Source organism: Jiangella anatolica (assembly GCF_003236295.1).
Taxonomy (GTDB): domain Bacteria; phylum Actinomycetota; class Actinomycetes; order Jiangellales; family Jiangellaceae; genus Jiangella; species Jiangella anatolica.
In genome coordinates this window covers 1-7,130 of sequence record NZ_POTW01000159.1, presented here as the reverse complement: position 1 = coordinate 7,130, position 7,130 = coordinate 1, and the positions used below count along the sequence as shown (strand labels likewise).

8 protein-coding genes are annotated in these 7,130 nt (G+C 74.2%); 3 read left to right on the top strand and 5 right to left on the bottom strand.

What is annotated here, in order from left to right; translation table 11 throughout:
• On the bottom strand, window positions 1-650 hold a 650-nt coding region (locus tag C1I92_RS32260), incomplete at its 3' end, for an SDR family NAD(P)-dependent oxidoreductase (protein WP_111258721.1).
• 40 nt (window positions 651-690) lie between these two features.
• Window positions 691-1,272 carry a TetR family transcriptional regulator gene (locus C1I92_RS32255; protein ID WP_111258720.1) on the bottom strand — a complete coding sequence of 194 codons (582 nt, stop codon included), beginning with the start codon at window positions 1,270-1,272 and terminating at the stop codon, window positions 691-693.
• Between the two features lie 44 nt (window positions 1,273-1,316).
• On the opposite strand from C1I92_RS32255, the gene C1I92_RS32250 reads away from it, so the two are divergent.
• Entirely contained in the window at window positions 1,317-2,717 is a 1,401-nt protein-coding gene (locus C1I92_RS32250; protein ID WP_199521812.1) for an MFS transporter, read from the top strand.
• Here the strand turns inward: C1I92_RS32250 and C1I92_RS32245 are convergent.
• A complete protein-coding gene (locus C1I92_RS32245) occupies window positions 2,657-3,082 on the bottom strand; it encodes a nitroreductase/quinone reductase family protein (RefSeq protein WP_111258719.1) in 426 nt (141 codons plus the stop codon). The two genes, C1I92_RS32250 and C1I92_RS32245, sit on opposite strands and share 61 nt — an antisense overlap.
• Window positions 3,083-3,090: 8 nt before the next feature.
• Window positions 3,091-4,323 carry an NAD(P)/FAD-dependent oxidoreductase gene (locus C1I92_RS32240; RefSeq protein WP_111258723.1) on the bottom strand — a complete coding sequence of 411 codons (1,233 nt, stop codon included), beginning with the start codon at window positions 4,321-4,323 and terminating at the stop codon, window positions 3,091-3,093.
• Between the two features lie 93 nt (window positions 4,324-4,416).
• Between C1I92_RS32240 and C1I92_RS32235 the strand changes: the two genes are divergently transcribed.
• Window positions 4,417-5,244: an isocitrate lyase/PEP mutase family protein gene (locus C1I92_RS32235; protein WP_111258722.1), complete on the top strand. Its 828-nt coding sequence runs from the start codon at window positions 4,417-4,419 to the stop codon at window positions 5,242-5,244.
• Window positions 5,245-5,290: 46 nt separating this feature from the next.
• On the opposite strand, the gene C1I92_RS32230 is transcribed toward C1I92_RS32235, so the two are convergent.
• A complete protein-coding gene (locus C1I92_RS32230; RefSeq protein ID WP_111258718.1) occupies window positions 5,291-6,112 on the bottom strand; it encodes a phytanoyl-CoA dioxygenase family protein in 822 nt (273 codons plus the stop codon).
• A gap of 150 nt (window positions 6,113-6,262) precedes the next feature.
• On the opposite strand from C1I92_RS32230, the gene C1I92_RS32225 reads away from it, so the two are divergent.
• A complete protein-coding gene (locus C1I92_RS32225; protein ID WP_158564395.1) occupies window positions 6,263-7,099 on the top strand; it encodes an AraC family transcriptional regulator in 837 nt (278 codons plus the stop codon).
• The last annotated feature ends 31 nt before the right edge of the window (window positions 7,100-7,130 follow it).

Below are 7,130 nucleotides of genomic sequence, written 5' to 3'. Positions count from 1 at the left end.
CGCCCGACCCGCCCGACCGGATGCAGCTGCCGCAGTTGCGCCTCGACCTCGGCGGCCGCCGACGGCGACAGTCCGGCCAGGTAGGCGTCGTAGCGCTCGGTGGCGATGGAGCCGAGCGCGACGGCGTTGACGCGGACGCCGCGCGACCCGTACTCGACCGCCAGCGCGCGGGTGAGACCCTCGACCGCCGCCTTGGCCGTGGCGTACGGCAGTGAGCCGGGAACGGCGCGCTGCGCCTGGTGCGACGACACGTTGACGATGGCGCCGCCCTGTCCGTGCGCCAGGAACCGGCGCACCGCCGTCGTGCAGCCGACGACGACCGGGTCGAGGTTGAGCGCGATCAGCCGCGACGTCTCGGCGGCGTCGGTCGTGTGCACCGACGCGTCGCGGAAGACCGCGGCGTTGTTCACCCAGCCGGCCAGCGGCGCGACCGACTCGGCGAGGTCGGCGGCGTGCCAGGCGACGCCGTCGTCGGAGGCGCTGCCGGCGACCGCCAGCGCCCGCTTTCCGGCCGGGTGTTCGCGCAGCCAGCCCAGCGCCGTCGGGTCGAGATCGAGCGCCACGACCGCCCCGCCGTCGTCGAGCAGCCGCTCCACGATGGCGCGGCCCACGCCGCGGCCACCGCCGGTCACCACATACGAGCCGTCCATGCGTTCCACCCTGCCACGAGGGTCCGACGAAGTCCGGCGCTCAGCGTGGCCGGGCCCAGCCCTCCAGGACGGCGTCGACGTCGCCGCGGAGTCGATCCACCAGCGAGCCGTCGGGGCGCATCGCCCAGTCGACCTGCCCGCCGTGCACCAGCGCCGCGAGCACCCGCCCGGCCACGTCGGCCGGCGGCGCGCCGGGCAGCTCCCCCGCGGCCTCGGCCGCCAGCTCCGTCAGCACCGCGCGGATCAGGTCGCGTTGGGTCGCCACGCCGGCCCGCAGGGCCTCGTCGGCGAGATCGGCGCCGAACTGGGCCAGGTGGTTGGCCGCGGTCCCGGCGTCGGCGACGCTCTCGCTGCCCTCGAGGGCCGCCGCCCGCAAGGCGCCGGCCGGTGTGGACCCCGTCGCCGCGGCCTCGCGCATCCGCTCGGCCAGACCGGCGTTCTCCCTGGTCAGCATGGCCTCGAGCAGGGCCTGCTTGGACCCGAAGCGCTCGGCGGCGGTCGCCGTCGCGACGCCCGCCTCCTGCGCGACCTGAGCGAGCGTGAATCGCGGCCCGTACCGCCCGATCGCCCGGCCGCATGCGGCCATCAGCTGCTCGTCGGTGACTTTCCGCGGCCGGCCCACGCTGGTTATTGAACCACAGTTCGGAAACGCAGTAGTATCCGAATGTGAATTCGGAAACTAGGCGGAACGCCACCCTGCTCGCCGTCCTCTGCGCGGCGCAGTTCGTACTGATCGTCGACGTCGTGATCGTCAACGTCGCGGTGCCGGCCATCCAGGCCGACCTCGGCATCGCGCCGCGGTCCCTCCAACTGACCGGCGTCGCGTACACCGTGACGTTCGGCAGTCTGCTGATCCTGGCCGGCCGTCTCGGCGACCGCTACGGACGGCGCCGGCTGGTCGTCGCCGGGCTGGCCGTGTTCACGGCCGCGTCGCTGGCCTGCGCGCTCGCCCCGACCGGCGGGCAGCTCTTCGCCGCGCGGGCGCTGCAGGGCGTGGGCGCCGCGCTGGTCTCGCCGAACGCGCTGGCCATGCTGGTCGGCGGCTTCCGGGACGAGCGCAAGCGCAACCGGGCGCTCGGCATCTGGGCGGCGGTGGCCTCGGCGGGCGCGGTCGCGGGGCAACTGCTCGGCGGCGTGCTCACCGAGACCGTCGGCTGGCGCGGGATCTTCCTGGTCAACCTGCCGGTCGGGCTGGCGGCGATCGTGCTGCTGCTCCGGACCGGCCCCGTGACGACGGCACGGGCCGACGCCGGCCGGATCGACGTCGCGGGCGCCGTGCTGCTGACCGTCCTGCTGGGCGGCGTGAGCCTGCTGCTCGCGGACGTCGTCGAACTGCCGCCCGCCACCATCGTGGTCCTCGGTGTCGTGCTGGTCGCCCTGGTGGCCGCCGAGCGGCGGCAGGCCGACCCCATCGTGCCCGGGTTCCTGCTGCGGGCCCGGCCGGTGCTTGTCTCGAACGTGTCGCTGCTGCTCAGCGCGGGAGCACTCGCGACGACGCTGTACATCGCCACGATCGTGCTGCAGACGTCGATGGGCTACGGGCCGCTGCAGACCGGGCTCGGGTTCGCGCCGATCACCGTGATCGTGCTGGTGGTGTCCCCCCGTGCGGGGACGTTGATCGAGCGCTTCGGTGCGCCACGGCTGCTGGTCGCCGGCGCCGCGCTCGGGATAGCGGGAACGGCTCTCCTGGCGGCGACCGCGGGCGTGGCCGACGACTACTGGACCGGCGTGCTGCCCGGCCTGGCGTTGCTGGCGATCGGCAGCGGCCTGTCCTACGCTCCCACGTTCGCGCTGGCCACGGCCGTTCCAGCGGAGCATCAGGGCCGCGCGTCCGGGCTGGTGAACACCGCGCAGGAGCTCGGGGCCGCGGCCGGGCTCGCCACCCTGGGCGCGCTCGCGGCGGCCGCGGCGAACGGCGGTGCGCTGGTCGACCCCGTCGCCGGGTTCGGGGCGGCGGCCGGAGCGTTCGCCGTCGCCGGCGTCCTGGCGCTGACCCTGCTCGGCCGTCACGGCGAGGGCGGCTCCAGGAACACGACCGGGATGACGCGGTCGGTGTTGGACTCGTAGAGGCGGTAGCCCTTGTACGCGGCCAGCACCCGCGGCCACCAGACCGCCCGCTCGTCCGGCGTCGCCGTCCGGGCCCGGGCCCGCCAGCGGCGGCCGCGCACCTGCACGGTGACCTCGGGATGCGCGACGAGGTTCGTGTACCACTGGGGGTGGTGCGGCCGGCCGCCCCACGACGCGATCACCACCAGGTGCTCGTCGTCGTGCAGATAGAGCAGCGGGACGGTGTGCTTCCGGCCGGTCCGCGACCCCGTCGTGGTGAGCAGCAGCATGTCGTTGCGCACCAGCCGCCGGCCCAGCACACCGCGCGTCGCCCGGTAGAGCGCGATGTGCAGGCGGGACAGCCGGCGGGCGGTGGCGTCGCGCATGACGGCGCTCAGCCTCCGGCGATCTCCTCGAGCGGCACGCCGGTGTCGGTGAGCCGCTCGACGTCGACTCGCTCGCCGGAGCGGATCAGCGCCTTGATCGGGTCGCCGACGTCCCAGACGTTGACGTTCATGCCGGCGACGACGTGGCCGTCGCGCAGCCAGAACGCGATGAACTCGCGCGCCGCGACGTCGCCGCGGTACACCACGTCGTCGTAGCCGTCCGGCGTGACCAGGCCGTGGAACTCCATGCCGAGGTCGTACTGGTCGGTGTAGAAGTACGGCAGCTCGTCGTAGACCGCGTCGCCGCCCAGCATCGTCGACGCCGCGACGGCGGGCTGGTTGAGCGCGTTGGCCCAGTGCTCGACCCGGATGCCCGGGCCCAGCAGCGGGTGGTCGGCCTCGGCGATGTCACCGGCGACGACGATGTCGGGGTCGCTGCTCTGCAGCCGGGCGTCGGTGACGACGCCGCTGCGCACCCGCAGGCCCGCGCCCGAGGCCAGCTCGAGGTTCGGCGCGGCGCCGATCCCGACGACAACGGCGTCCGCCGCGAGCTGGGTGCCGTCGGCCAGGACGGCGCCGCTGACGGCGTCGCCCTCGACGGTGAAGCGCTCGACGCCGGCGCCGGTGCGCAGTGTGACGCCGTGCTCGGTGTGCAGGTCGGCGAATACGCGGGCCAGCTCCGGGCCCAGCGGGCCGAGCAGCGGCAGCTCCTGCGCCTCGACGATCGTCACCTCGACGCCGGACTCGCGGGCCGCGGCGGCGACCTCGAGGCCGATCCAGCCGCCGCCGATGACCAGCAACCGGCGCACCGAGGCGATCATCGCCTCGATCGCGTCGGAGTCGGGCAGCCTGCGCAGGTAGTGCACGCCGGCGGCGTCGGCGCCGGGGATCGTCAGCCGCCGCGGACTGGAGCCGGTGGCCAGCAGCAGCTTCGCGTAGCCGAGGCTGGTGCCGTCATCGAGGCCGGCGGTGTGCCTGGCGGGGTCGATCTCGACCACCCGGGTACCGAGCCGCAGCTCGACGTCGTGCTCGGCGTACCACGCCTCGTCATGGACGAACGCGCCGTCGCGCTCGTCCTTGCCGAGGAGATAGCCCTTCGACAGCGGCGGACGCTCGTACGGGAGGTCCGGCTCGTCGCCGATGAGCACCAGCGGGCCGTCGTAGCCCTGGTCGCGCAGCGCCTCGGCGCCCTTGGCCGCGGCGAGCCCGCCGCCGACGATGACGAATCGTTGCTCTGTCACCGACCCCACGCTAGCGCGCTCGGGAGGCGCTGGCGGACGTACCTGGCCGATACCCGCCAGACCTTGTCGGACCCGGCTGGTTGGATGCCGATCATGACGTCCTCGAACGACACCGCCACCGCCTTCGCCGCCCTGCACCGGCCGGGCACACCACTGCTGCTGCCGAACGCCTGGGATCCGCTCAGCGCCCGGCTGATCGAGGCCGCCGGCGCGCCGGCGATCGCCACCACCAGCGCCGGAGTGGCCTGGGCGCTCGGCGCGGCCGACGGCGACCGCATCGACCGCGACAGCGTGCTGGCCCTGGTCGGCCGCGTCGTCGCCGCCGTCGACGTGCCGGTCTCGGCCGACATCGAGAGCGGGTTCGGCGCCACCCCCGACGAGGTCGGCGTCACCGTCGACGGCGTGCTGGCCGCCGGCGCCGTGGGGGCCAACATCGAGGACGTGCACCCCGGCGACCCCGCGTCGCTGCGGGCGCCGCAGGAGCAGGCCGAGCGGCTGGCCGCGGCGCGGGCCCGTGCCGACGCCGCCGGGGTGGCGTTCTTCGTCAACGCCCGCATCGACACGTACCTGCGGTCGGTCGGCGACCCCGACGGCCGGTTCGCCGACACCGTCGCCCGAGCAGCCGCCTACCTCGCGGCCGGCGCCGCCGGCATCTTCGTCCCCGGCGTCGTCGACGTCGCGACGGTGTCCCGGCTGGCCGCCGAGATCGACGGGCCGCTGAACGTGCTGGCCGGTCCCGGCGCTCCAGCGGCCGGTGAGCTGGCGGCCGCGGGCGTGGCCCGCATCAGCCTCGGCTCGTCGGTGGCCGCGGCGGCGTATGCGGTCGCGCAACGAGCCGCCCGGGAGCTGCTCGAGGACGGCACCTACACCGCGCTGGCGTCCGGGCTGAACTACGGCGAGGTGAACGCGCTGATGTCGTAGCACCGCCCGGCGGCAGAGGCGGGCCGGGGCGGTGCCACGGCGGTGCTCAGCCCCGGTACAGCACCGGGTTCAGCGGGCTGGCCGCCGGCTCGCCCGGCTTGATCCCGGGCAGCGAGCCGGCCAGGTCGCCGGCCTGGTTCTCGTTGGCCGGCTCGGCCGCGATCATGTCGGCGTCCATGTAGATGACGGTCATGACCCGGCGCGGGTCGGCGCCCACGTTCGGACCGGCGTGGTGGAACGTCCAGCCGAGGTGGTAGCTCGCGTCGCCGAGCGCGAACGGCTCGGTGAAGACGTCGAACTCCTGCTCGGCCAGCGCCACCTGGAGCGCCGCCTCGGACTCGTCGCTGATCGGCAAGTCGCGGCCGAACTCGAAGTGCTGGCTGCCGGCGGCGAACGACAGCGGGCCCATCTCCAGCGGCGTGTCCTGCAGCGGCAGCCAGATCGTCACCGACCGGTCCGACGAGAACGGCCAGTAGTACTGGTCGGCGTGCCAGGGGGTGATGCCCCCGCTGGGCTCCTTGTACAGCGCCTGGTCGTGGTAGAGGCGCACGCCCTCGACCCCGAGGAGGTCGGCCGCGATCTTGGCCAGCCGGCGCGAGAACACCAGCTCGCGCACCAGCTCGCTGTGCTGCCACAGGTTCCCGACCTGCAGGAACGCCTTGTTGTAGGTCGAGCGCTCCGCCATGGGCAGGTGCATGGTGTTGAGCTCGATCACCTTCTCGGTGATCTCCGGCTCGTAGTGCCGGACGACGTCGGGGTCGAGCACGCCGGACAGCTTGACGAAACCGTCCCGCGCGAACGCGGCGATCTGGTCCGCGCCGAGCTCGTACGGGGTGTCCAGGGCGGTCGTCGGCGACGTGGTGGTCATGGGTCCTCCAGGGGAGCGGATCGGTCTGCGGTCCATGCTGCTGACCGCGGCCCCGCGACCACCACGCCGCCGATGACGGATTCCGGTACTCTCGCGACCACTCTGGCGCCGTCGGGCACCCCCAGGCGTTCGCACCGTATCGTCGACGTCATGCGCGCCGCCCTGGAGCACGTCGGCACGACGGGCGGGCTGTCCTGGAAGCGGTACCTCTACCGTGACAACGCGTTCGCGTTCAGCTGGCACTTCCATCCGGAGGTGGAGCTGACGCTGATCACCGCCGGCACCGGCACGCGGTACGCCGGCGACAGCATCGAGCCCTACGACCCGGGCCAGCTCACGCTGCTCGGCGCCGGGGTGCCGCACGCGTTCGTCTCGGCGACGACCGGGCACAACGAGGCGGTGGTGATCCACTTCCGCCCGGAGTTCCTCGGGCCCGGGCTGTTCGACGCGCCCGAGTTCGCCTCGATCGGCGCGCTGCTGACCGCCGCCGGGCGGGGCCTGGAGCTGCCGGCGTCGGAACCGATGATGCGGCGGCTCGTCGAGCTCACCGAGCGGACCGGCGCCGACGGCACCCTCGGCCTGCTGGGCATCCTGGCCGATCTGGCCGACGGCGAGCCGGGGCGGCCGCTGGCCAGCGCCGGCCACCACGCGTCCGAGCGGCCCGCCAACCGCCGCCGGATGGACGACGTGTTCGGGTTCCTGCACGACCGTTACGGCGAGCCGATCGCGCTCGGCGACGTCGCCGAGGTCGCGCACCTGTCGCCGGCCGCGTTCAGCCGGTTCTTCCGCCGCGCCACCGGCCGCACGTTCACCGCGTACCTCACCGAGCTGCGCGTCGGCGCGGCCTGCCGGCTGCTCGCCGAGAGCGACCGCGCCGTCGCCGACATCGCCGCGACCTGCGGGTTCGGCAACCTCTCGAACTTCAACCGGCGCTTCCGCGAGCTCAAGACGATGACGCCGCGCGAGTACCGCGCCCGCTTCGACTGAGCAACCCCACCCGCCGTTCGACGCCCACGGC

Coding starts and splice junctions, on each gene's coding strand:
- C1I92_RS32235 (WP_111258722.1), top strand. CDS start 4,417: ATGACGTCCTCGAACGACACCGCCACCGCCTTCGCCGCCCTGCACCGG.
- C1I92_RS32230 (WP_111258718.1), bottom strand. CDS start 6,112: ATGACCACCACGTCGCCGACGACCGCCCTGGACACCCCGTACGAGCTC.
- C1I92_RS32225 (WP_158564395.1), top strand. CDS start 6,263: ATGCGCGCCGCCCTGGAGCACGTCGGCACGACGGGCGGGCTGTCCTGG.
- C1I92_RS32245 (WP_111258719.1), bottom strand. CDS start 3,082: ATGCGCGACGCCACCGCCCGCCGGCTGTCCCGCCTGCACATCGCGCTC.